The 22,262-nt window shown below is 34.4% G+C and carries 16 protein-coding genes and 1 pseudogene; 6 read left to right on the top strand and 11 right to left on the bottom strand.

The window, feature by feature from the left end:
* Window positions 1-76: 76 nt before the first annotated feature.
* Together ABEB23_RS09390 and ABEB23_RS09385 are read right to left on the bottom strand one after the other, a co-directional pair.
* Window positions 77-727: pseudogene (locus ABEB23_RS09390) on the bottom strand (aminotransferase class I/II-fold pyridoxal phosphate-dependent enzyme); the annotation flags it as partial.
* A 68-nt stretch (window positions 728-795) separates the two neighbouring features.
* Complete coding sequence (locus tag ABEB23_RS09385) at window positions 796-3,948, bottom strand: UvrD-helicase domain-containing protein (protein ID WP_348812327.1); 3,153 nt, start codon at window positions 3,946-3,948, stop codon at window positions 796-798.
* A gap of 223 nt (window positions 3,949-4,171) precedes the next feature.
* Between ABEB23_RS09385 and rbfA the strand changes: the two genes are divergently transcribed.
* Window positions 4,172-4,564, top strand: coding sequence for a 30S ribosome-binding factor RbfA (gene rbfA, locus ABEB23_RS09380; RefSeq protein WP_348812326.1), 393 nt, complete (start codon window positions 4,172-4,174; stop codon window positions 4,562-4,564).
* Window position 4,565: 1 nt separating this feature from the next.
* Entirely contained in the window at window positions 4,566-5,765 is a 1,200-nt protein-coding gene (locus ABEB23_RS09375) for an ABC transporter permease (RefSeq protein WP_348812325.1), read from the top strand.
* 39 nt (window positions 5,766-5,804) lie between these two features.
* Here ABEB23_RS09375 and dusB read toward each other — a convergent pair whose 3' ends face one another.
* Entirely contained in the window at window positions 5,805-6,797 is a 993-nt protein-coding gene (gene dusB, locus ABEB23_RS09370; RefSeq protein WP_348812324.1) for a tRNA dihydrouridine synthase DusB, read from the bottom strand.
* A 348-nt stretch (window positions 6,798-7,145) separates the two neighbouring features.
* Between dusB and lepA the strand changes: the two genes are divergently transcribed.
* Complete coding sequence (gene lepA / locus ABEB23_RS09365) at window positions 7,146-8,942, top strand: translation elongation factor 4 (protein WP_348812323.1); 1,797 nt, start codon at window positions 7,146-7,148, stop codon at window positions 8,940-8,942.
* A 161-nt stretch (window positions 8,943-9,103) separates the two neighbouring features.
* Here lepA and ABEB23_RS09360 read toward each other — a convergent pair whose 3' ends face one another.
* Window positions 9,104-10,036 carry a 1-phosphofructokinase family hexose kinase gene (locus tag ABEB23_RS09360; RefSeq protein ID WP_348812322.1) on the bottom strand — a complete coding sequence of 311 codons (933 nt, stop codon included), beginning with the start codon at window positions 10,034-10,036 and terminating at the stop codon, window positions 9,104-9,106.
* A gap of 181 nt (window positions 10,037-10,217) precedes the next feature.
* On the opposite strand from ABEB23_RS09360, the gene thiL reads away from it, so the two are divergent.
* Window positions 10,218-11,264, top strand: coding sequence for a thiamine-phosphate kinase (thiL, locus tag ABEB23_RS09355; RefSeq protein ID WP_348812336.1), 1,047 nt, complete (start codon window positions 10,218-10,220; stop codon window positions 11,262-11,264).
* Between the two features lie 71 nt (window positions 11,265-11,335).
* On the opposite strand, the gene ABEB23_RS09350 is transcribed toward thiL, so the two are convergent.
* The 4 genes from ABEB23_RS09350 to ABEB23_RS09335 form a co-directional block, all read right to left on the bottom strand.
* On the bottom strand, window positions 11,336-12,031 hold the full coding sequence (locus ABEB23_RS09350) for a response regulator (RefSeq protein ID WP_348812321.1): 696 nt from the start codon (window positions 12,029-12,031) through the stop codon (window positions 11,336-11,338).
* Window positions 12,021-14,081 carry a tetratricopeptide repeat-containing sensor histidine kinase gene (locus ABEB23_RS09345; protein WP_348812320.1) on the bottom strand — a complete coding sequence of 687 codons (2,061 nt, stop codon included), beginning with the start codon at window positions 14,079-14,081 and terminating at the stop codon, window positions 12,021-12,023. Before ABEB23_RS09345 ends, ABEB23_RS09350 begins: the two co-directional genes overlap by 11 nt.
* Window positions 14,082-14,182: 101 nt before the next feature.
* Window positions 14,183-14,470 (bottom strand): 3-oxoacyl-ACP reductase, encoded by a 288-nt coding sequence (locus ABEB23_RS09340; RefSeq protein ID WP_348812319.1) that lies wholly within the window; start codon window positions 14,468-14,470, stop codon window positions 14,183-14,185.
* Window positions 14,471-14,651: 181 nt separating this feature from the next.
* Window positions 14,652-15,464, bottom strand: a complete 813-nt coding sequence (locus ABEB23_RS09335) for a LytR/AlgR family response regulator transcription factor (RefSeq protein WP_348812318.1) — start codon at window positions 15,462-15,464, stop codon at window positions 14,652-14,654.
* Window positions 15,465-15,952: 488 nt separating this feature from the next.
* On the opposite strand from ABEB23_RS09335, the gene ABEB23_RS09330 reads away from it, so the two are divergent.
* Window positions 15,953-16,468 (top strand): DUF3575 domain-containing protein, encoded by a 516-nt coding sequence (locus ABEB23_RS09330; RefSeq protein WP_348812317.1) that lies wholly within the window; start codon window positions 15,953-15,955, stop codon window positions 16,466-16,468.
* 55 nt (window positions 16,469-16,523) lie between these two features.
* On the opposite strand, the gene ABEB23_RS09325 is transcribed toward ABEB23_RS09330, so the two are convergent.
* Window positions 16,524-18,065, bottom strand: coding sequence for a glycine--tRNA ligase (locus ABEB23_RS09325; RefSeq protein ID WP_348812316.1), 1,542 nt, complete (start codon window positions 18,063-18,065; stop codon window positions 16,524-16,526).
* 97 nt (window positions 18,066-18,162) lie between these two features.
* On the opposite strand from ABEB23_RS09325, the gene ABEB23_RS09320 reads away from it, so the two are divergent.
* Window positions 18,163-18,846 carry a ComF family protein gene (locus ABEB23_RS09320; RefSeq protein WP_348812315.1) on the top strand — a complete coding sequence of 228 codons (684 nt, stop codon included), beginning with the start codon at window positions 18,163-18,165 and terminating at the stop codon, window positions 18,844-18,846.
* A gap of 19 nt (window positions 18,847-18,865) precedes the next feature.
* Here ABEB23_RS09320 and ABEB23_RS09315 read toward each other — a convergent pair whose 3' ends face one another.
* A complete protein-coding gene (locus ABEB23_RS09315) occupies window positions 18,866-21,127 on the bottom strand; it encodes a hypothetical protein (protein WP_348812313.1) in 2,262 nt (753 codons plus the stop codon).
* A complete protein-coding gene (locus ABEB23_RS09310; protein WP_348812312.1) occupies window positions 21,087-22,091 on the bottom strand; it encodes a hypothetical protein in 1,005 nt (334 codons plus the stop codon). The genes ABEB23_RS09315 and ABEB23_RS09310 overlap by 41 nt, the downstream gene beginning before the upstream one ends.
* Between the last annotated feature and the right edge of the window lie 171 nt (window positions 22,092-22,262).

The following is a 22,262-nucleotide window of genomic DNA, read 5'->3' as shown; positions in this document are numbered from 1 at the left end:
TTTAAATGGTGTGTAAGTTTTTTTACTTGTATACTTTTCGTTGTGTTAATTGGTATTTTTCGTTTTTCCGATTATAAATGAACCCAGCAGCATGACACTCATCAACCATAACCATTGCATCATATTTATCTGCTAAGTCACAAATTTTATCTAAAGGAGCCACAACTCCATCCATAGAGAAAACACCATCAGTAACAATTAACTTGAAACGACTTCCCGCTTCATTTGCTTTAATAAGTTGCTGCTCCAAATCTTCCATATTACTGTTCTCATAACGGTAACGTGACGCTTTACACAAACGAACACCATCTATTATAGAGGCATGATTCAAGCTATCCGAAATAATCGCATCATTCTCACCTAATAATGGTTCAAAAACACCACCATTAGCATCAAATGCCGCTGCATAAAGAATTGTATCTTCCGTTCCATAGAAATCGGATATTTTTTTTTCCAATGTTTTATGAATATCTTGGGTTCCGCAAATAAAACGAACCGATGACATTCCGAAACCATGAGAATCTAAAGTATCTTTTGCGGCTTGAATTACCTCTGGATGTGATGATAATCCCAAATAATTATTGGCGCAAAAATTCAAAACTGTTTCACCATTAACAGTGATTTCTGCTCCTTGAGGAGAAGTGATGATTCTTTCTCTTTTAAAAATCCCATTATCTTCAATGGTTTGCAATTCTGACTGTAAGTAATCTTTGATTTTTCCGTACATAACTTAATTTCTTTGGTTTAAAGTTTATAGCTTAAAGTTTCGATAAATAAACACCAAAACAAAAACTTTTACAAATTTACTATAACGATTTCTTTCCCTATGTATATCAATGCTTTTTTAACTACTTTATACCCCATTTTCTCAATAGCTCCCTGATAATTATCCAATTGTTGCTGGTATTTAACATTATGCACCCCAGTTTTATAATCTAACAACAACACTTTTTTATCTCTAGCCAACACCATTCTGTCAGGCTTTACTGTTTTACCTTCCTTTTGAATAATCGTTTGTTCATTCAATATTTTATTTCCCTCTGCAAAATAAGTTGACAGTTCAGGATGACCAACAATTTCCTGAATTGTTTTATTAACTGCCTCCTTTTGACCAAAAGTTATCAACCCACTTTCTATCGCTTTTGTCAGAGCCAAATCAACATCGTTTTTTGTTTTCAAAAAAGACAGAATTTCATGAATTAAATTTCCGTACTCAATAGCTTCCTGTTGTTGTGTACCCCACATTAAAGCTTCTCGTTGCGCTATTTTAATATTTTTTGGATCCAGAATTTTTTGAACCAAAGGAATCGTTTTGGAAGTATCGACATGTTTCTTTTCTTTTGATAATTTTTTTGAGCTCCCAAACTCATATTCTATTTTATTTTCATCAAAATCACCTTGACTAATCAGATAATTAATAAAAAAAGCACACATATTATTTTTGGGAACATCGCCTTTACTTGACAAATTCATATTCGAAATCACATACAATTGCTCCTCTGCCCTAGTCAAAGCGACATATAAAACATTGATATTGTCCAGTAATTCTTCCTGCTTTTTTTGATTGTATATTTCAGCAGCTTCCTCACCAAAACCTTCTACTGCACTACTGTTATCAATCAAAACTTTTGGCAACCCTAAATCCTGCTCCTCGGCATTAAGCCATAACTTATCCTTTGGCTTTCGATTATAATCTTCTTCCGCAAAAGGAAAAATAACAACCGGAAATTCCAATCCTTTTGACTTGTGAATAGTCATAATTCGGACCGCATCGTTCCCTTCAGGTGACGGAATACTGAATTTCTCCGCATTTTTATCCCAAAAACTTAAGAAATCTGATATCCCCGCCTGATTACGCACATCACGTTCCAAAACAATATCTAAAAAATACTGTACATAGGCATTCCCTTCCTTTGAAGCCAGGAATTTTGAAACTATAATCTCCACTGCTTCGTACAATGATTTTTTTCTGATGTTTTGAAACGAAAGCGAAATATCAAAACTCATTAGCCAGTTTTCGAATTCAGATTCCTGAAATAAGGCCATTCCTTCGGCAATAAAATCATGAACCGGTAATTTGTCTTGAACATGTTCGCCTATATAAAATAAGAAATAGGCTTTTGCTTCTAAATCGGCATTATTTTTCAGGTATTTTAATAAATGAATAATCAGCCTGACTTCGGTAGCGTTTTGAATCATCAGGGTTTCCGAGGACAACAACGGAATACCTTGTTCATTTAAATAATTGGCGATTGCAATACCTTGATCTCTTTTTCTGGTCAGAACAACAATATCTTTGTATTGAAATCCATGCTGTAATACTTTTTGAATAGTATTTAATGTCGCTAAGACATATAATCCTGTCTTATCCAGAGCTTCTTCATCCTCTTCTGAATTTTCAACTTTTGGAATAAAAGAGATATTCACATACCCCCCTACTTTATCATTGATTTTTTGATGGCTGTGATTTTCATATAAATCTTTATAATCCAAATGCAGAAATTCATTGGACAACATTTTAAAAAAATCATTATTAAATTCGATTATTTTCGAATAGGAACGGTAATTTTTATCTAGATGTTCGAGTTTTTTATCAGGATTATTAAATGGATTTTGATCTTTACTCAACTCGATAAACTGCTCTGCTTTACCGCCTCGCCAACGGTAAATAGACTGTTTTGGATCACCCACAATCATCAAAGTCCCTTTTACTCCAAAATCATCCTGACCTGAGAGCGCATTATCGATAAGCGGAATCAAATTTTGCCATTGCATTTCAGAAGTATCCTGGAACTCATCGATAAAAAAATGACGGTAACGCTCACCCAATCGCTCATAAATAAAAGGTGCCGGTTGGTTCTGAATTTCGCGATGAATAATCGCATTGAACTCAGAAATAGAAAGTATATTTTGTTCTTCCTGAATTTTTGCCAATTCGTTGCTAACCGTATTTAATAACGATAGCGGCGTAATATTCTTTAAAAAGGCCTTATAAAAATTTATCTTTTCAAAAGTCTTATAAACCTTGTCTAAAAACTGCAACAAATCAGGAATTATATTTTCAATAATTGCGCGGTCTTTGGCTGTTTTATTGATTTTTACATCATCAAATTCGTGGTAGGTCTTATTTTTAGGATTGAATTTTCCCTCTTGAATACTCAACAAATGTTTTGGAAAATGCCCAGCCGAAAATGATTTAATATCAATTCCGTTTTTATCGATTAGCGATAAGGCCTCATCTGCAAAAACAATGGATTCTTCTTCTAAAACTTTGCAAGCCTCCCCTAATTTCTTTTTTATTTCAACAAATTCAGCGATGGTCTTGTCCTGAAAATGGATTATTTCGTTTCGGTTGTTTTCATTTAAAACCAAACGACCTGTTTCAAGAATTTCACGTGAAATATCCCAAGATTTATCATCATCGGTCTTTTCCATTGTGAAATCAATTAACAATTTAGTTAATGTTTCGTCTTCCCCGGCTTGAGCAATAATAGCGTCGACCGCTTCAATCAATAAGTTTTCCGTATCCAACGTCACTTCAAAAGTCATCGGTAAATTTAAATCATGAGCAAAAGCACGAATAACTTTATGGGTAAACTTATCTATGGTAGAAATATCAAAAGCAGCGTAATTATGAATAATATGCTTAATGATTTGCTGTGATTTGGTTTTAATCTGTATGATAGAAAGTTCCGTATCTATAGCTAAGTCTCTCATTAAATCCTGCGCTTTCTCGCTTGGTTCATCTTTGGCAAATTCAGAAAGACTGCCCACAATCCTGCTTTTCATTTCGTGAACCGCTTTATTGGTAAACGTAATAGCGAGAATGTGGCGATAAGCATCATTTTTGGGTGCAACAAGAATAATTTTCAGATATTCTTTGACAAGCGCATAGGTTTTTCCGGAGCCGGCCGATGCGTCATATATGGAGAATGATGGTCTTTGCATTTTTTTGAGGTTCTGAGTTGCTAAGTTACTGAGGTTTTTGTTAATTCCGAAAGCCCTAGCCCTGATAGAAGTGAAAATCCTTTTATAAAGCTGAACGCCTTTTGGCTTCGAGCTTTATAAAAGATTGTAACGGATAGCAGGAAATAGCTCCTAAAAACACAAGTATTAATAGGTTACTTTTAAAATTTGTTCGTATAAAACTTAAAAGTAGTATTTTTGCAGCATGGAAACAAATAGACAGAAAAAAATAGGTGGGGTTATCCAAAAAGATTTGGTTGACATTCTGCAAGGTGAAGTGAGAAAAAACGGACTTACTAATTTGGTAATTTCAGTATCCAAAGTTGTTGTAACTTCAGATTTATCTGTGGCTACGGTTCATTTAAGTATTTTTCCTCAAGAAAAAGCCAAGGAAACGTTGGCTGCAATTAAAACAAACAGCAACTTAATAAAACACGATTTATCACAAAGAGTTCGTTTGCAATTGCGAAGAGTTCCAAATTTGGTTTTCTTTATCGATGACTCTTTGGACTACATTGAAAAAATCGATAATGCATTGAAAAATCAAGAGAATCCAATTGAAAATCGTGATCTTTTAGAAAAACGCAGACAATCTTAAATTGAATTTTCCGCTTTACATAGCCAAAAGGTATATTATCAGCAACAGTAAAAACAATGCTATCAATACAATCAATCGTATTGCCAGCATGGGAATTATTGTTGGTTCTTTGGCTTTGTTTGTGGTTTTATCCGTTTTTACCGGATTGAAAGATTTTAGTCTTTCATTTACCAATGATATCGATCCCGATTTAAAAGTAAGTACTACATTAGGAAAATCTTTTCTTATTTCTCCAATTCAAGAAAGTCAAATCAAGAAAATTGACGGTATCGCTTCATTTTCTAAGATAATCGAAGAACGTGTCTTGTTTACTTTTGATGGCAAACAGGAAGTTACCTACCTAAAAGGAATTGATAGTAACTTCATCAAAGTGAACGCTATTGAAAAAAAGCTTTTCAATGGCCAGTGGCTAAGTCCCGACACCTATCAAGTTGTAGTAGGCTATGGAATTTCCCAAAAATTCTCGATGGGACTGCTCGACTTCAACAATCAATTGGAAGTTTTTGTGCCAAAACCGGGAAAAGGTGCCATTGAAAATCCAGAACAGGCCTTTAACAAAACAGATATTATCCCAGTTGGAATTTATGCCATCAGTGAGGATTTGGACTCCAAGTATGTATTTGCCGATCTAGGTTTGGCCCAAGAATTATTAGAATACAACACCAATCAGATTTCAGGAATAGAAATCAAAACAAAAACAGCTGCGGACGAAGCTGCTATTATAGACCAGCTTCAAACTATTTTCAATAATAAGATTACCGTAAAAAACAGGGCTCAACTCAATGAATCCTTGTATAAAATGCTAAATACCGAGAATATTGCCGTGTATTTAATCTTTACTTTGGTGATTGTAGTAGCACTTTTCAACTTGATTGGCGCATTAATTATGATGATTTTGGACAAAAAAGGAAATCTAAAAACCATGTTCAATCTCGGAACCGAAATCAAGGATTTACGAAAAATATTCCTGCTTCAAGGAACCTTATTGAGTGTTTTTGGCGGAATTATCGGCTTGGTTCTAGGAATTGTAATTGTGTTATTACAACAGCAATACCAATTGATTATGATTACTCCAACTTTAGCCTATCCTGTAGTTTTTACTCTTGAAAACGTTCTGATTGTTATGACAACAATTGTCACGCTTGGTTTTATAGCTTCACTGATTGCGAGTAGTCGAGTGAGTAAGAAGTTGTTGGATTAGACATACGCCAAAGTTCATCTTTAAAGTAAACCCAAACTACTAAACAACTTCATAACCTGCATAAGCCTCTTCAATTTCATTCAAAACAGCAAATAATTCTTCTGGATGGTCTAGGGTTACCAGTTTTTGTTTGTAAGTTTTAAAAGAATGAATTCCTTTGAAATAATTGGTGTAATGTGGTCTTGTTTCTACAATCCCGAGTCTTTCTCCTTTCCATTCCATTGCCCAAGTGAGGTGATTTCGCACTGCTTCGACTCTGTCTGCAACTGTTGGTTTTGCTAAATGTTCGCCAGTTTTGAAGTAATGTTTGATTTCGTTAAAAATCCAAGGATAACCAATGGCAGCACGACCAATCATTATTCCGTCAATACCATATTCGTTTTTATAATGCAATGCTTTTTCGGGAGAGTCAATATCGCCATTTCCAAAAATAGGCATTGTAATTCTCGGATTGTTTTTGACGCGGGCAATATGTGACCAGTCGGAATGACCTTTGTACATTTGGGCTCGGGTTCTGGCATGAATGCTCAAAGCGGCAACTCCAATATCCTGCAAACGCTCAGCAACCTCATCAATATTTATAGAACTATCATCCCAACCCAAACGGGTTTTTACGGTAACAGGCAAATGGGTGCTGTCGATAACTGCTTGAGTCAAGCGAATCATTAAATCTACGTCTTTAAGAACTCCGGCACCGGCACCTTTACAAACGACTTTTTTGACAGGACAACCAAAATTGATATCTATTAAATCGGGGTTTACGGTAGAAACAATTTTAGAAGACAATGCCATTGCTTCTTCGTCTCCGCCAAAAATTTGGATTCCCACGGGTCTTTCATAATCGAAAATATCTAATTTCATTCGGCTTTTGATGGCGTCACGAATTAGGCCTTCGGAAGAAATAAATTCGGAGTACATTAAATCGGCGCCATGTGTTTTGCACAATCTGCGGAATGGAGGGTCGCTCACATCTTCCATAGGTGCTAACAGTAGGGGGAATTCGGGTAATATAATGTTGCCAATCTTAATCATCGTCCTTTAAATTTTTTGCAAAATTACATTTTTTAAGCGAAAGGATAAAAAACTTAATGACATTAGATAAGTAAGGAGATGATTTTGAATAATTTGCTAACTAATTAAGGGGTATATATATTACAATTTGAAAAGACTTTGGGTAAATGCTTGAGTTTCCTATTTTGAAACTTTGAAACTGTTGAATTTAGAGTATATTTGCAGATTAATTGTCGCTTTACGGCGTTTGCGTGAGGGATAGTAGTGGAAAGCCCACAGTCCCGCCTTTTTAGGGACGAGGACTTGTAGCGAATAGCCCGACGGCTTTTTCTGCCGTCACGCCCAAATAAATTTGATATTTAGGATAAGATGAAACATATTAGGAATTTTTGCATTATTGCACATATTGACCACGGAAAAAGTACATTGGCGGACCGATTATTGGGAGCAACCCAAACGGTAACTGCTCGTGAAGAAAAAGCTCAATTGCTTGACAATATGGACTTGGAACGTGAACGTGGTATCACGATTAAAAGTCACGCGATACAAATGGAATATACGTATAAAGGGGAAGAATATATCTTGAACCTAATCGATACTCCTGGTCACGTGGATTTCTCTTATGAAGTTTCACGATCTATTGCGGCTTGTGAAGGAGCTTTGTTGATTGTGGATGCTGCACAAAGTATTCAGGCACAAACGATTTCTAACTTGTATTTAGCTTTGGAGAATGACTTGGAAATTATTCCCGTTTTGAACAAAGTAGATTTACCGAGTGCCAATCCAGAGGAAGTAAGTGATGATATTATTGATTTGCTTGGATGTAAATTGGAAGATATTATTCACGCTTCGGGTAAAACTGGTTTTGGTGTAGAAAATATTTTGGCTGCGATTATTGAAAAAATTCCCGCTCCAAAAGGAGTAAAAGATGAGCCTCTTCAGGCTTTGATATTTGATTCACACTACAATCCGTTTCGTGGAATCGAGGTAATTTTCCGTGTAAAAAACGGAGAAATTCGCAAAGGCCAAAAAATTAAGTTCATGGCTACCGGCAATGAATATTTTGCTGATGAAGTTGGGACATTGAAATTGAATCAAGTTCCTAAAAATGTGATTTCGACAGGAGATGTTGGGTATTTGATTTCTGGAATTAAAGAAGCCAAAGAAGTAAAAGTAGGTGATACTATTACGGATGCCAAAACGCCTACAACGAATATGATTACAGGTTTCGAAGATGTAAAACCAATGGTATTTGCCGGGATTTATCCTGTAGACACAGAGGATTATGAGGATTTGCGTTCTTCGATGGAAAAACTGCAATTGAATGACGCTTCATTGGTATTTGTACCGGAAAGTTCGGCAGCTTTGGGATTTGGTTTCCGTTGCGGATTCTTGGGAATGTTGCACATGGAGATTATTCAAGAACGATTGGAACGTGAATTTGACATGACTGTAATCACTACGGTTCCTAACGTTTCGTATTTGGCTTACACCAAGAAACATCCAGAAACTGCATTTACAGTTAACAACCCATCTGATTTACCGGAACCTTCTCGTTTGGACCGAGTTGAGGAACCTTATATTAAAGCAACTATCATTACCAAAGCTGATTTTGTTGGAAACGTAATGAGTTTATGTATTGAAAAACGTGGTTTAATAACCAATCAGACGTATTTGACAACGGAACGTGTAGAGTTGAATTTTGACATGCCTTTGGCCGAGATTGTATTCGATTTTTATGATCGTTTAAAAACGGTTTCTAAAGGATATGCTTCATTTGATTATTCCCCAATTGGAATGCGAACTTCAAAATTGGTTCGTTTAGATGTTTTATTGAATGGTCAAACGGTTGATGCACTTTCTGCGTTGATTCACGAAGACAATGCATATAACATTGGAAAGAAAATGACCGAGAAATTGCGTGAGTTGATTCCGAGACAACAATTTGATATTCCGATTCAAGCAGCGATTGGTGCTAAAATCATTGCCCGTGAAACGATTAAAGCTTTACGTAAAGACGTTACTGCCAAATGTTACGGTGGGGATATTTCCCGTAAACGTAAATTGTTGGAAAAACAGAAAAAAGGTAAAAAGCGTATGCGTCAAGTAGGAAATGTTGAAATTCCGCAAGAGGCGTTTATGGCGGTATTGAAATTGAATGATTAATTTTTTTTTTAGCGAATAGAAGAAAGAAACAATAATAAAGAGAAAACCTGACGATGAAAATTGTCAGGTTTTTTTGTTTATATTGATTTTGTAAAATGCAGATCTTCGTTGCAGACATAAATTGTATAGACGCCTGCAGTCCTTCTCTACGTTATAACAAATTATTTATCCTTCAGCCATTCAAACAATCGTTTAGCATCTTCTCCCTTAAACAGTTGCGTTCCTTCATTCATCGTTGCTGCAGAACCACAGGCAACCCCCCAACGAATAACTTCTTTCAGGCTTTTGTTTTGAGACAAAGCCCAAACCATACCTCCCACCATACTGTCACCCGCACCAACGGTACTTCTTTTGACCACATTTGGAGCAGGAACAAATTCAAAAGCATCTTTGGTAACCAATACAGCACCTTGTGGACCAAGAGAAACCGCAACAATCTCGGCTCCGCCTTTGGCAATAATCTCCTTTGCAGCTTCACTTACTTCTCCTATTTCCAAGTGCTCCACACCTATTAATTTTGCCAATTCTCCAACATTAGGCTTGATCATGTAGACTCCCGCTTCAAGCACTCTGCTCATCGGCTCACCATAAGTATCAACAATCAATTTTATCCCTGATTTCTTAGTGATTTCAGCCATTTGTTTGTAAAAATCAGACGGTAATCCTTCATTCAAACTACCGCTAAATACTAAATATTTACATCTTAGATTTTGAATTATCTGAACAATTTGCTCTTTCTCGGCAGCATTGACCTCAGCACCTTTAAATCCAAAACGATATTGCAAATTCGTATTATCGTCGACCGCCACAAAACTTTCTCTTGTCCAACTGTGAATTTCTATGGCTTCAAATGGTATATTCTCTTTCCCAATCAGCTCCTTTAACATGGCACCTGAAGCTCCACCGGATGTAAATATTGCTTTAGAAACTCCTCCCAAACGGGCAATCGCTTTCGAGACATTGATTCCTCCACCTCCTGCATCATAACGTGGTGTTTCGCATCGAATTTTTTGCTCAGGAATTAAACCTCTAAAATGAGAACTTTTATCTAATGCCGGATTAACCGTTAGGGTAACAATATCGAATGATTCCATTATGAATAAATTTAAGTTATTATAAAGGTCTGAAAAAACAAGAAATATACCTATCAATCATACCTTAAAAACACGAAAACTTTACAACAAAAAAACTTTGCAAGTTTGTACCTTTGCGATTCCAAAATTTATTAAATTAAAACATGCGAATAAAGCTATTGCTTTGTTCCTCACAATAGCCATGATAGAAGACAAAAACCCACAACGTACCAGTATTTCGCAATTAGGAGAATTTGGCTTGATTGATCACTTAACAAAGAACTTTCAAATTACACAAGCATCAACCATAAAGGGAATTGGAGACGATGCAGCGGTACTTGATTTTAAAGATAAAAAAGCCGTAATCTCTACTGATCTGTTGATTGAAGGCGTTCATTTTGATTTGGCTTATATGCCTTTAAAGCATTTGGGATATAAAGCGGTTGTAGTCAACTTGTCTGATATTTGCGCCATGAATGCCAAACCAACCCAAATAACAGTTTCTATTGCAATTTCCAACCGTTTTCCTCTGGAAGCCTTGGAAGAATTATTTGAAGGCATTACGCATGCCGCAAACGAATATAAAGTAGATGTTATTGGCGGAGACACCACTTCCTCACAAAAAGGATTAATTATTAGCATTACCGCAATCGGTGAGGCTGATGAAAATGAAATCGTTTATAGAAACGGTGCTAAACAAACTGATTTATTGGTGGTGACCGGCGATATTGGCGCCGCCTATATGGGCTTACAAGTTTTAGAAAGAGAGAAACAAGTTTTTCAGGTGAATCCAAATTCACAACCAGATTTAGACGCTTACACATATATAATTGAACGTCAATTAAAACCGGAAGCCAGAAAAGATGTTAGAACTTTACTACATGCTCTGGAGATAAAACCAACCTCTATGATTGACATTTCGGACGGCTTATCATCAGAGATTATTCATTTATGCAAACAATCCAAAGTAGGATGTAATTTATATGAAGATAAATTACCAATAGACCCACAGTTTATAAATGTTTGCGAAGAATTTAATATTGACAGCACAACGGTTGCCATCAATGGTGGAGAAGATTACGAACTGCTTTTTACCATTCCTATAGAAGATTTTGACAAAATAAAAGGAAATCCTAATTTCACCATTATTGGACACATGACACAAGAAAGTGAAGGAATCCATTTAGTTACACGAGCCAACACACAAATCCCTTTAAAAGCAAGAGGCTGGGATGCTTTGAACCAATAAAACCTCTTGGCTACATAAACAAAACGACACTTAAATAAGTGTCGTTTTTTGTTATATCAATTAAATATTTCCTAAAATAATAATCCCTTGTCTCTCGCTTCTCGGACCAGATCAATATCGCTTCCTTCATTTATTTTCAGTAATTCTTTCAGGTTTATTTTCCTTCTTTCAATAGCACTTAAAGAAATCGGAATATACTGCGGCATTTCTTTTGTCTTGGTACCTTTTGATATATGAAACAGAATCTGTTGGTCAAACTGGTCAATTTCAATTGCATCATGTTGAGATTGACTTAACATCTTCAAAACAGATTGACTATAATACTTTTCGTTTTTTAAAACCTTATCAAAAGCAAAGAGCAACTCATCAAATGTCAAATCGTTCTTTATGACAAGCCCATTAGGATTAATATTCTTAATGATTGTTTTAATTTTCAACAGCTCGGTATACATCGTAAGCAAAATAATCTTGCATTCAGGCATATACTCCATAATCAAGGTTGCCAAATCTTCTCCAGAAAAAATACCTTTTTCTTCGTAAGAAGGCATACTTATATCCAAAAAAGCAATATCAAAAGGAGCGATATCAGGATTTGTAATTATCTTGTAAGCTGATTCGCAATCTTTGGCCTGCGTAATAAAAAAATTAAATTCACTTGGATTGTATCTTGTGATTGCATTTTTATAACCTTCAATAATAAAAGGGTGGTCATCAACAATTAATATATTATTTTCAATTACCATTTTGTCAGACGAATCAATTATCATTTTTTATTAGTGTAGGTTTATTTATTTCCTCAATTGGAACTATTAGTGAAACGGTTGTACCATCTCCTTTATTTGATTGTATATCAACTTTTCCATTACATTCATTGGCCCTAAAAAGTATGTTTTGCAAGCCAATTCCTTTTTTTGCTGTTCTTACATTGAAGCCAACTCCATCATCGCTAATAGTCAAATTTAAATTATCATCGACAATTCTGAGTTCAATTTTTATGATGTTTGCACTAGCGTACTTATTGATGTTTTGTAGCGCCTCCTGAATAATTCGATATAAATTAATTTTGATGGAATTGCTTATGGACTCCCATTTTATTCCTGAATCAACAGTTACAACTAATTTTGATTTATAAGTCTTTTTTTGTTCTTCAAACAAATCATTTACTATAGCTACGAAGTTATTAATTAATTCCGACTTTTCTCTATTCAAATCATGTGAAATTTCGCGAATATCCTGCTCAATATTTTTTAATTCGGACAAATAACTATTTCTCTGAGTAATGGCAGTTTCATTATTCATCTTATTCAAACTGTCTAAATTTATCCGCACTCCAAACATTCTTCCTAAAACACCGTCATGCAGCTCCCGCGCCACCCTTTTTTTCTCTTTTATTCTATTGATTTCTATCATGTTCTGCTGAGAAATCATTAAATTATAAATATCTTCATTGGCCTTTTGCTGCTGCTGTTTAAACATCAATTCGCGATGTTTGGCTTTTTGGGTTTTGATTACAAATAAAAACAACCCACCCATAGTAAGAATACTAAAGAAATAAACAATATTTCTGTTTTGAACAACCAGATCAGTATTCTCATCTTTTATCACATCTGTTTCATATTCAATCCTGGTAAATTTGTCTCCCATCTTTCTCTCAGCCTTTTGGAGACTATCATTAATAACGATATATTCTTTTGAGTAGATTGAAGCATTTTTCGGCTCCACAACACCCATTTGTTTAAGAGCAACCAAAATATTTCGAAGATTTTTAGAATTTCTAGAAATGGACAACGCTTCTTTACTATACTTTACCGCTTTAATAGTGTCTTTTTTAGAAGCAAAAAATTCAGACAAATGGATCCTATTTGCTATAATACCTGAAGTTAATTCCAAACTATCTCTTATTTTTAACGACTGATAAAACATATCGGGCAGTCCTTGAGTCTCTTTAAGTTTAAATTTAGAATAAGCTAAATTATCCAATAGCATCGCATATAAAGATGGCTTATCTCTACTTAAATTTTTTTCCTCTAATCCTTGTTGAAAATATTTTTTCGCCTCTTTATAATTCTGCAAATTTTGATAGACATATCCAATGTTATTTAAGGAAGTTGCCTTAGACTGGAATTCTTGAGGAATTATTATTTCATCTAAACTTTCCAAAGCTTTTGTATGAAATTCTATAGCTTTGTCGTACTCTTCTAATTCATTATAAACTATACCTAAAAGATTATTCGCATCATATACGATATCAGTGACTTTATCGTTTTTCACTACACGCAACGCATTAAACACGGCTTTTTCGCTACCTAAAAAATCACTTTCATTAAATTGCAGCAGAGCTTTGTTTAACAATGTTCTACCTAAATTATAATTATCATTAAGTTTCGAATACATTTTTTCTGCCTTATAATAACTCAAAAACGCACTGTCAGATACTGATTGCGACCCATAAAAATCACCATAGTAGGAATATGCCTTTGCTATAAAAACTGTGTCTTTACTGCTTTTCGACTTTACTAAAACAACCTCAATAGTTTTTTTAAAATTCTTCCAATCGTTCATATTATAATACCGATTAGCAACTTTAAATAAATTGGCTCTATTTAGCGAATCATTTTCTTGATTAATTATTATTGCAAATGCCTTTTCATTATACCTTTGTTTTTCTTCAATAGGCAAATTAAAATCGTTTGCTAAAGACAAATACGATGACAAGCTATCACTCTTTGGATTAAAATTATCCATTGTATCATTTTCTCTATTACAACCGAAAAAAACAAGTAATAGAACTAAAAATATGAGAAAATAATTTTTCAATAGCTTTTTTTTTGAGTTATATCAAAAATACTAAAACTTTCGACACAAAAAAGGGCTGTCAAAAAATTGACAGCCCTAATCATGTATAAATGTATTTTTAATTAATCTACTTTTCTATTTCCTCCAGCAGATTGAGATCCATTAATATCTACTTTTCTATTTCCTCCTGCTGATTGAGACCCATTAATATCCACTTTTCTGTTTCCTCCCGCTGATTGAGATCCGTTGATATCAACTTTTCTATTTCCTCCTGCAGATTGAGAACCATTAATTTCTACAGCCCCATTGTTACCATCCGTAATTTTAGTAGTAGTCGTTTCTGGTGTTGTAAAAGATGTCAATACTAACACTATAGAGAATAATCCGATTGTAAAGATAGCTTTTTTCATAATTTGAGGTTTTTATGTTTCTTAATTTTTTATTTCAGTTTCGTTTAGAATACCTTATGCAGGAATTTCTTATGTAAAACTACAGAGACATCTTCAAATTCTGACAAAAAGAAAAGGGTTTGTGGTAGAACGTAACCAATTGATAGTGAATGACTATCAAATCCTAGTGAATGACCACTTTTTAAATCTCTAGGTAATTCCCTTTCGAAATTTCCGAAATAATAAGGTCTATATTTCCCTTATAAGATTTAGAGAAAGGAAGTTTGGTTGCACTATTTTTAATATAACAGAGCGTATTTCCTGTATGGATTCTTGAAATATAATTTCGATTAACAATATAACTATTATGAATTCTAATAAAAGGAAAAGTTAAAAGTCCTTCAAAATGTTTTAAAGTTTTAAAGGCTGTTATCATTTCACCATTATTCAAATGCAAGTCTGTAGAATTATTATCCGCCTGAAAATAACAAATATCTTTTGCATCAATATACCTGTAATCTCCATAGGATTTAATACATAGAATTAATGGTTTCTCCGTACAAATCTCCTCTTGTTTCACTACAGAAGCGGGGCTTTCATCGAGCACTATTGTTTTTACAGTATTCCTTTCAACCCCTTCATAAGATTTATTCAATTTCAAAATACATTTTCTGAGATCCAAATGAGTTACAGGCTTCAAAAAATAATCGGTTACCTGATACTGAATGGCATCAAACGCTAATTCCTTTTTGCTTGTAGTTATAATAATTTCAGGCAATTTCTTTAAATACCGATGCAGTTCATTTATTAGAGATAGCGATAAATTACTGTTTTTATTAAGGGGATCTATTTCGAGAAAAATGAGATCTGGGATGTGCTCTAATATAAGATTCAAGCCATCTTCATAGTTATGGGCCATTGCCAAAAAAGCAAGCTCTGAAAAACTATCAGCAATTGCTTTTGTTTTCAAAACACTTTCTTGATCGTCGTCAATAATAATGTATGAATAATTCATCTGTGGCTTTTCCTATTTCGTTCTGTATATCATCTACTATTTTAATCATTAAGTTGTCAAGGTAGTTTTGGGAAACCAATTATACAAAATCATCAATTATAAGCTATTTGATTAATTAAAAATACATATTTCGCTTTTTCAACACCTCTTTTGTTAACATATTTCAAAGCAATGTTAACACATTAGGACGAAATGCAAATATATCCGATGAAATGCATAAATTCTAATTTTAAATACCATTTAAAACTTGAATTTGTATCCCCGAAAAAACATTTTGTCACCGTGACCTCCAATAAATCAATTACTCTTTTTTCTAAACAAACAATCAAAACACTAAACCACAGAAGTTTAAAAACCTCCATTAAAACACCACATAAGATTTTACTACAAGTATTTTTTCACAATGGAAAGATTTATTTTACATATCGCACAAACCACATAGTTATTTTCGCTTATTTATCCTACATTTGACAAAAAAGTAAAAACATATGAAAAAAATTATATTCTTATTGTGTTTAACCTCATTTCTATCGGCCTACAGTCAGGAAAATGAAACAACCGTTTTCAAAAAAAATGAATTAAAAGGGAATGCCTTGTTTTTAGTAGCTGGCGCATTTGAAGGAACTTATGAACGTTTACTAAGTGAAGAATCAGGAATTGGAGTTTCTCTTTTTGTGTCTTACGATGATGATATAAGCGAAAATTTTAGTGTTACACCTTATTATCGCTTTTATTTTGGCAAAAAACCAGCAGCCGGGTTTTTTGTAGAGGGTTTTGGAATGCTAAATTCGACTGATACTGCTATTTATAATGAATACAATTATTACAGTGAAATTACTACAACAGATTTTGCATTAGGCTTTGGATTAGGAGCAAAATGGATCACAGCAAAAGGGTTTGTTTTTGAAATAAATGGAGGTGCAGGTAGGAACTTATTTAACAGTGATGAAAGCGACTACGAAATTGTAGGAAGAGGTGGTATTACCTTAGGCTACAGATTTTAAAACAAAAAATGCTTCTCAAATGAGAAGCATTTTTTTATATAAACATATCTTACAATTACATTTTCATCAACCAATTTTTCATCGAAACTTCACCTTCGATAATCGATTTTAAATCCGCAATTTTTACACGATCTTGTTTCATCGTATCTCTATGACGGATCGTTACGGTTTGATCTTCTATCGTCTGATGATCAACAGTGATACAAAATGGTGTACCCAAAGCATCCTGTCTTCTGTAACGACGTCCTACAGCATCCTTTTCATCATAAGCCACTTTGAAATCCCAACGCAAATCATCCATAATTTTATGTGCAATTTCAGGCAATCCGTCTTTTTTAACTAATGGCAAGACTGCTGCTTTAGTTGGCGCCAAAACTGCAGGCAAACTTAATACTGTCCTGGTCGAACCGTCTTCCAATGTTTCTTCTTTTAGCGAAGTAGCGAAAACAGCCAAAAACATTCTGTCTAATCCTACAGATGTTTCTACCACATAAGGAACATAATTCTGATTTAATTCCGCATCAAAATACTGTAATTTTCTACCCGAATATTGTTCGTGCGCTTTCAAATCAAAATCGGTGCGAGAGTGAATTCCTTCCAATTCTTTAAAACCAAATGGGAAATTAAATTCAATATCAGCAGCTGCATTGGCGTAATGTGCTAATTTTTCGTGATCGTGAAAACGGTAGTTTTCTTTTCCTAAACCTAATGATAAATGCCATTTTAATCGAGCTGTTTTCCAATGCTCGTACCATTGCATTTCTTCTCCCGGACGTACAAAAAATTGCATTTCCATTTGTTCGAATTCACGCATACGGAAAATAAATTGTCTCGCGACAATTTCATTTCTAAAAGCTTTACCGGTTTGTGCAATACCAAACGGAACTTTCATTCGCCCTGATTTTTGCACGTTTAAGAAATTCACAAAAATACCTTGTGCTGTTTCCGGACGCAAGTATAAATCCATTGCAGAATCAGCCGAAGCACCCAGCTTTGTACCAAACATCAAGTTAAACTGACGCACTTCTGTCCAATTTCTGGAACCTGATTCAGGACAAGCAATTTCTAATTCTTCGATTAACGCCTTTACATCATCTAAATCTTCGTTACCAAGAGAACGAGCCATTCTTTCAAGAATTTCTCTTTCTTTGGCTTTGTATTCCATAACACGGGCATTTGTAGTTACAAATTCCTGTTCGTTAAAGGCATCTCCAAAACGAGTACGGGCTTTTTCAATTTCTTTGATTGCCTTCTGATTCAACTTTTCAGCATAATCTTCAATCAAAACATCGGCTCTGTACCTTCTTTTTGAATCTTTGTTATCTATTAATGGATCATTAAAGGCATCAACATGGCCGGATGCTTTCCAAGTTGTTGGGTGCATCAATATAGCCGCGTCCAGTCCTACAATGTTATCGTTCATTTGAACCATTGATTTCCACCAATATTCGCGTATGTTCTTTTTTAATTCTACTCCGTTTTGCGCATAATCATAAACTGCACTCAACCCATCGTATATTTCGCTTGACGGAAAAATAAATCCGTATTCCTTTGCGTGCGAAACTACATTCTTAAATATATCTTCTTGTTTTGCCATAGTGATGCAAAAATATAAAAAGTGAACTTAAAAAAAAGAAAATAGTTAAAGTTTGAACCAATGATTTTTCTATTTTTATAAATAAATCCCTGATTAGATGTTAAAAAGCATAATAAACCTATTTTTTCCTCCTGTTTGTTCCGGTTGCAAAGCATTTTTATTGTCAAATGAAAATACAATCTGCACGGTCTGCAGGCATGAAGCACCGTTGACAAATCATCATTTACAGACAGAAAATGAAGCTTTCAAAAAATTTTACGGCAGAATCCCTGTAGAACATGTTTCGGCATTGCTTTATTTTAATAAAAAAGGCATTGTACAGGAAATGATTCACGGTTTAAAATATCGCGGTCAGGAGGAAGTGGGCTCCGTTTTGGGCCAATGGTATGCCGAAGATTTAAAAACATTAAGAACACTACAGTCTGTCGATGCCATTATACCAGTTCCCCTTCACAGGAAAAGATTGCGAAACAGAGGTTACAATCAAGTGACCAATTTTGGTTTAGCTTTATCAGAAAATCTGAAGATACCCTATAACGCAGCAGTACTGAAACGAACTATATATTCCAAAACACAATCCAAGAAAAACCTATTAGGAAGAACAGAAGGAATCGATTCTGCCTTTGATGTTTCCTTTACAGAGAAAGATCACAACAAACATTTTCTACTCATTGACGATGTGCTCACAACCGGGGCAACCTTGGAAGTGTGCTCCAAAGCCTTACTTAAAATTCCGGGAGCAAAAATTAGTATTGTTTGTATGGCTATGGCGCATTCTTAATTTTACAATCAGATGAGGATTATTGATAAATATAAGTGTAAAAATACCCGCATTCAGCTATAACATCCTGATAATATTTAGTTTTTGAATAATTGGTTTTAAGATTTTTAAATCCTTGCCAGGCAATAAAATTAACTTTGTCATTTTCTATTTCCCACCAATTGGCAACCCCACTGTACTTTTTATTATAATATTCATTACGCTGACACTTTGCCAACATATATTGACATTTTGCTTTCTGTTCATTATTCTTTGCCGCCAAAAAAGCTTTTTGATAATACATCTTAGCCCAATAACAATTCGTAATCATAGTTCTAATCTGGGGCTTAAAATCATAAGCACTAGAACCAGAACCAATAATGTTTCCTTCATAAAACAAACGTGCATTCCCAAAATGTGTAATATTATAAAATGCATTTCCTAACAGTAGACTGTTTGTATAAACATCCTTCTGTTGCTCAACATTATCTTGCATTATTTTTACAGTATTAAGAAATTCAATCATAGTATATTTTCTCTTTTGATGGGCAACATGGTCGCAATCATGACAATCTTTTATGTTGCCGGCAAAGGGATTCCCGTAAAAAGTTCCATATTGCAAGCTATCTGTTTGCTTCATAAACGCAACCGCTTCCGGTATCTTATTTACAAAAGCGGCCCTTACCGCCTGATAATCATTGATATCTTTTAATTGTAAACTATAACTATTTGCGGCTATTTTTTCGATGTCGGATTTATGTTCTTTAGATAAAAAAGCCTTCATCAGTTTTAAATCGGCTTCATTATCGTAAAAATCATTATTTCTGACAAATAGCTCTGCCATAACGATGTTTTTTTCTGACCTGTATAATGCCGATAAATAATTTTTACTCCATTGCGATGCATTTTCGTAACGAAAATTTTCAATATTCTCCCTTGGCAATTCTGTGTACAACCATACCAAATCCTGCAAAATTGTTTTTTCGTTCTTAGGATTCAATTTGTCTATTTTACTTAGATTATTTACAAAACGAAGTAAGCGAAGCTGATTTAATACTAATGGGGTTTTAGGCATCGTGCTTTCAGTTTTATCAAAATAACTGTCCGCCTGATCAAAATTCCCATTGAGGGTCTCTAAATATCCGGCAGCAACATTCCATAAATAAGGCTTTGACGTATTCTCGGATTTTGCAATTCGGCTGACCAAATTAAGTGTCGATAGATGGATACTGTCTCGGGTACTTTTCTTGTTTTCCTGAACTGTTCTATCTTTAAATGACTGATCAATTTTAATTTCCTGATGATTGATTAATCGTGTCAATAGATAATCTAAATGCTCACTTTTAGGTTTCAATCTGTAAATTTCTTCAATGGCTTGCTCTTCATCTCCGTAATACCCCTGCACCGCCCAAAGCGCCGCTTTCTCATCACTATTCTTGGCCATTGCCAGTGATTGCCTCCAGTCTTTCTCTTCTTGCGGGTTAAAACAGTCTGCAGCGACTATTCTCATTTTTGGACATTTATCAAAAACTACCCCATAGAGATAATTAGACTTAGCAAAGTTCTTTTTCTGAAATTCGATTCCCGCCAGATAGGCAACCGCTCTGTAATACAAAGTATTTTTAGGCACTGCTTTTTCGGTTTTATAAAAAAAGCTAATGGCGTTCTGTTTATTATTACTGTAGAAATAAGCTTTTACTGTTTGAAACCAATACCGGTTTTTAAGGAAACTGTCTTTCGTTGTATTGTATTTCTTCTCTATGTTCTTAATCCATTTTAAATCAGTTAAAACATCAGGCTTTACAGCTTCGTCGTAACTCCAATAATCAACTGTTTGCGTAGCATAATATTCTATCGTTTGAGCATCACTCAAGAAACCTACAAAGTCTTTTACTTTATTTTCCTTTAAGTTGATTCTACTTTTCCACCTCTCAGAAGTACGGTTTGGTTTTTTGGTTGTATAAAAAGCATGCAATTCGTCGACATCCAATCTACTGGAGTCCATCAAAAAATACTGCACTTCTTTTTTATCCATTTTCCCATTTAGATATTGCGTCCAGTCCGCAATAATTTCATCATTGAACCGAGAGGTTTGCTCGGTATCGAAACCCAGTCCGTAAAAAACATCTTTAGACAGAAAAAGAGGGGAATACGATTTATCTACAAAAGCTTCCGGAGTAAAATTCGAATCAAAAATCCAACCCCAATCATCCCCGCCTCCGCAGGCATAAATGGTTCCGTAAATAAAAAGAACCGTCGCGCTAAAAACAACTGCTAACTTCTTCAAAAATGTTTTTCTCATATTTCTTTATATTGAACTCATCTAAATCGTAAAAAATAATTTCTTCGGGTTTTTCTTTTGAATTATCGTTTAAATCATCTGCCATCTGCAATAAATCCTTCCCGCTAATTGCTTCCTGTTTTAAGAAATCATTTTTCCGATAGTAAATTCCATTTTTATAATTTGACTTCCGAACTCGCAGCCAATTATTATTTGTAAGAACAAAGCTACTATCTTTTTTTAAATTATCGAAAGTAATTTTATTTCTGAGTCCAATTACTTTTCCCTCCCTGATATGAATTCCCCAAGAATATATTGGCAAAGCAATATTTATTCGTAAAGGATAATGCTTGAGACTTGATACATATTTAAGGGCAATATTTCGGTCATAAATAGAATTGAGTGAATCTGGAGCAATTTTCCCCATGTTGTAATACATCAAAACCCCTTTGTCAACATTTGGGATTTTAGTTTCTTCGAAATATTTTATTTGGTGCAAACGGATAGTTGCAGAAAGTTTTTTTTGAGACACTTTCTTCAAACACTCTATAAATCTTAAATAGTTATCCCTGCTGGATAAGCTCCAATCACAATCTATTTGAATTTCTGAAATTCTAATATGATTCTTTTCATTGATTTGCTGAATTAAATTATTCGTTTTTTTAGCCAAATCCTGAACATCGACATTTTTTTTTAGCAGGACACTATTCGTAATGTAGACTACTGGCACAACTGTAAAATAAGTCGCTTTATGAAGGAACCTTATCGGACTTTTGGGTACTGGCTCTTTAGTTACAAGATGCAAATCAATATCAAAATAACGGATGTAGAGTTTCTTCACCTCATTCTCCTGCAAGATATTTTTCTCTCTTGCAGAAAGAGTAAAGATTGTTTTCCAATAATAAAAAGATATAACGGGTTTTTCCTTTCGCTGACAAGCTGAGAGCAACAGAAATAGAATACTGAGAAGAAAAAAATTTTTCAAACGAAAATATTAATTTATCGTCCAAAAATAAGTTTTTTATTATAAAAACTGAATTTTTTTAGCCCCGATTGCAGCGAAAAGCCTTTGGTTCTGAAAGCTACTTTTTTCATGACTGAAAAGAGCAACCATAGGAAGCTCCTTTGATGTCCAGAAAAAAAGCTTTCAGAGCCG

Origin of the sequence: Flavobacterium maritimum, assembly GCF_040049085.1 — a bacterium.
Taxonomy (GTDB): Bacteria; Bacteroidota; Bacteroidia; order Flavobacteriales; family Flavobacteriaceae; genus Flavobacterium; species Flavobacterium maritimum.
Note: the sequence above shows the minus strand (reverse complement) of the source record. Positions and strands in the feature narration are given on the sequence as shown.

What these genes read in the sequence shown, in the direction of transcription:
- ABEB23_RS09385 (WP_348812327.1), bottom strand. Translation starts at nt 3,948, where the DNA reads ATGCAAAGACCATCATTCTCCATATATGACGCATCGGCCGGCTCCGGA.
- ABEB23_RS09350 (WP_348812321.1), bottom strand. Translation starts at nt 12,031, where the DNA reads ATGATAATTGATTCGTCTGACAAAATGGTAATTGAAAATAATATATTA.
- lepA (WP_348812323.1), top strand. Translation starts at nt 7,146, where the DNA reads ATGAAACATATTAGGAATTTTTGCATTATTGCACATATTGACCACGGA.
- thiL (WP_348812336.1), top strand. Translation starts at nt 10,218, where the DNA reads ATGATAGAAGACAAAAACCCACAACGTACCAGTATTTCGCAATTAGGA.
- ABEB23_RS09340 (WP_348812319.1), bottom strand. Translation starts at nt 14,470, where the DNA reads ATGAAAAAAGCTATCTTTACAATCGGATTATTCTCTATAGTGTTAGTA.
- ABEB23_RS09325 (WP_348812316.1), bottom strand. Translation starts at nt 18,065, where the DNA reads ATGGCAAAACAAGAAGATATATTTAAGAATGTAGTTTCGCACGCAAAG.
- ABEB23_RS09315 (WP_348812313.1), bottom strand. Translation starts at nt 21,127, where the DNA reads ATGAGAAAAACATTTTTGAAGAAGTTAGCAGTTGTTTTTAGCGCGACG.
- ABEB23_RS09330 (WP_348812317.1), top strand. Translation starts at nt 15,953, where the DNA reads ATGAAAAAAATTATATTCTTATTGTGTTTAACCTCATTTCTATCGGCC.
- dusB (WP_348812324.1), bottom strand. Translation starts at nt 6,797, where the DNA reads ATGATTAAGATTGGCAACATTATATTACCCGAATTCCCCCTACTGTTA.
- ABEB23_RS09335 (WP_348812318.1), bottom strand. Translation starts at nt 15,464, where the DNA reads ATGAATTATTCATACATTATTATTGACGACGATCAAGAAAGTGTTTTG.
- ABEB23_RS09360 (WP_348812322.1), bottom strand. Translation starts at nt 10,036, where the DNA reads ATGGAATCATTCGATATTGTTACCCTAACGGTTAATCCGGCATTAGAT.
- ABEB23_RS09320 (WP_348812315.1), top strand. Translation starts at nt 18,163, where the DNA reads ATGTTAAAAAGCATAATAAACCTATTTTTTCCTCCTGTTTGTTCCGGT.
- rbfA (WP_348812326.1), top strand. Translation starts at nt 4,172, where the DNA reads ATGGAAACAAATAGACAGAAAAAAATAGGTGGGGTTATCCAAAAAGAT.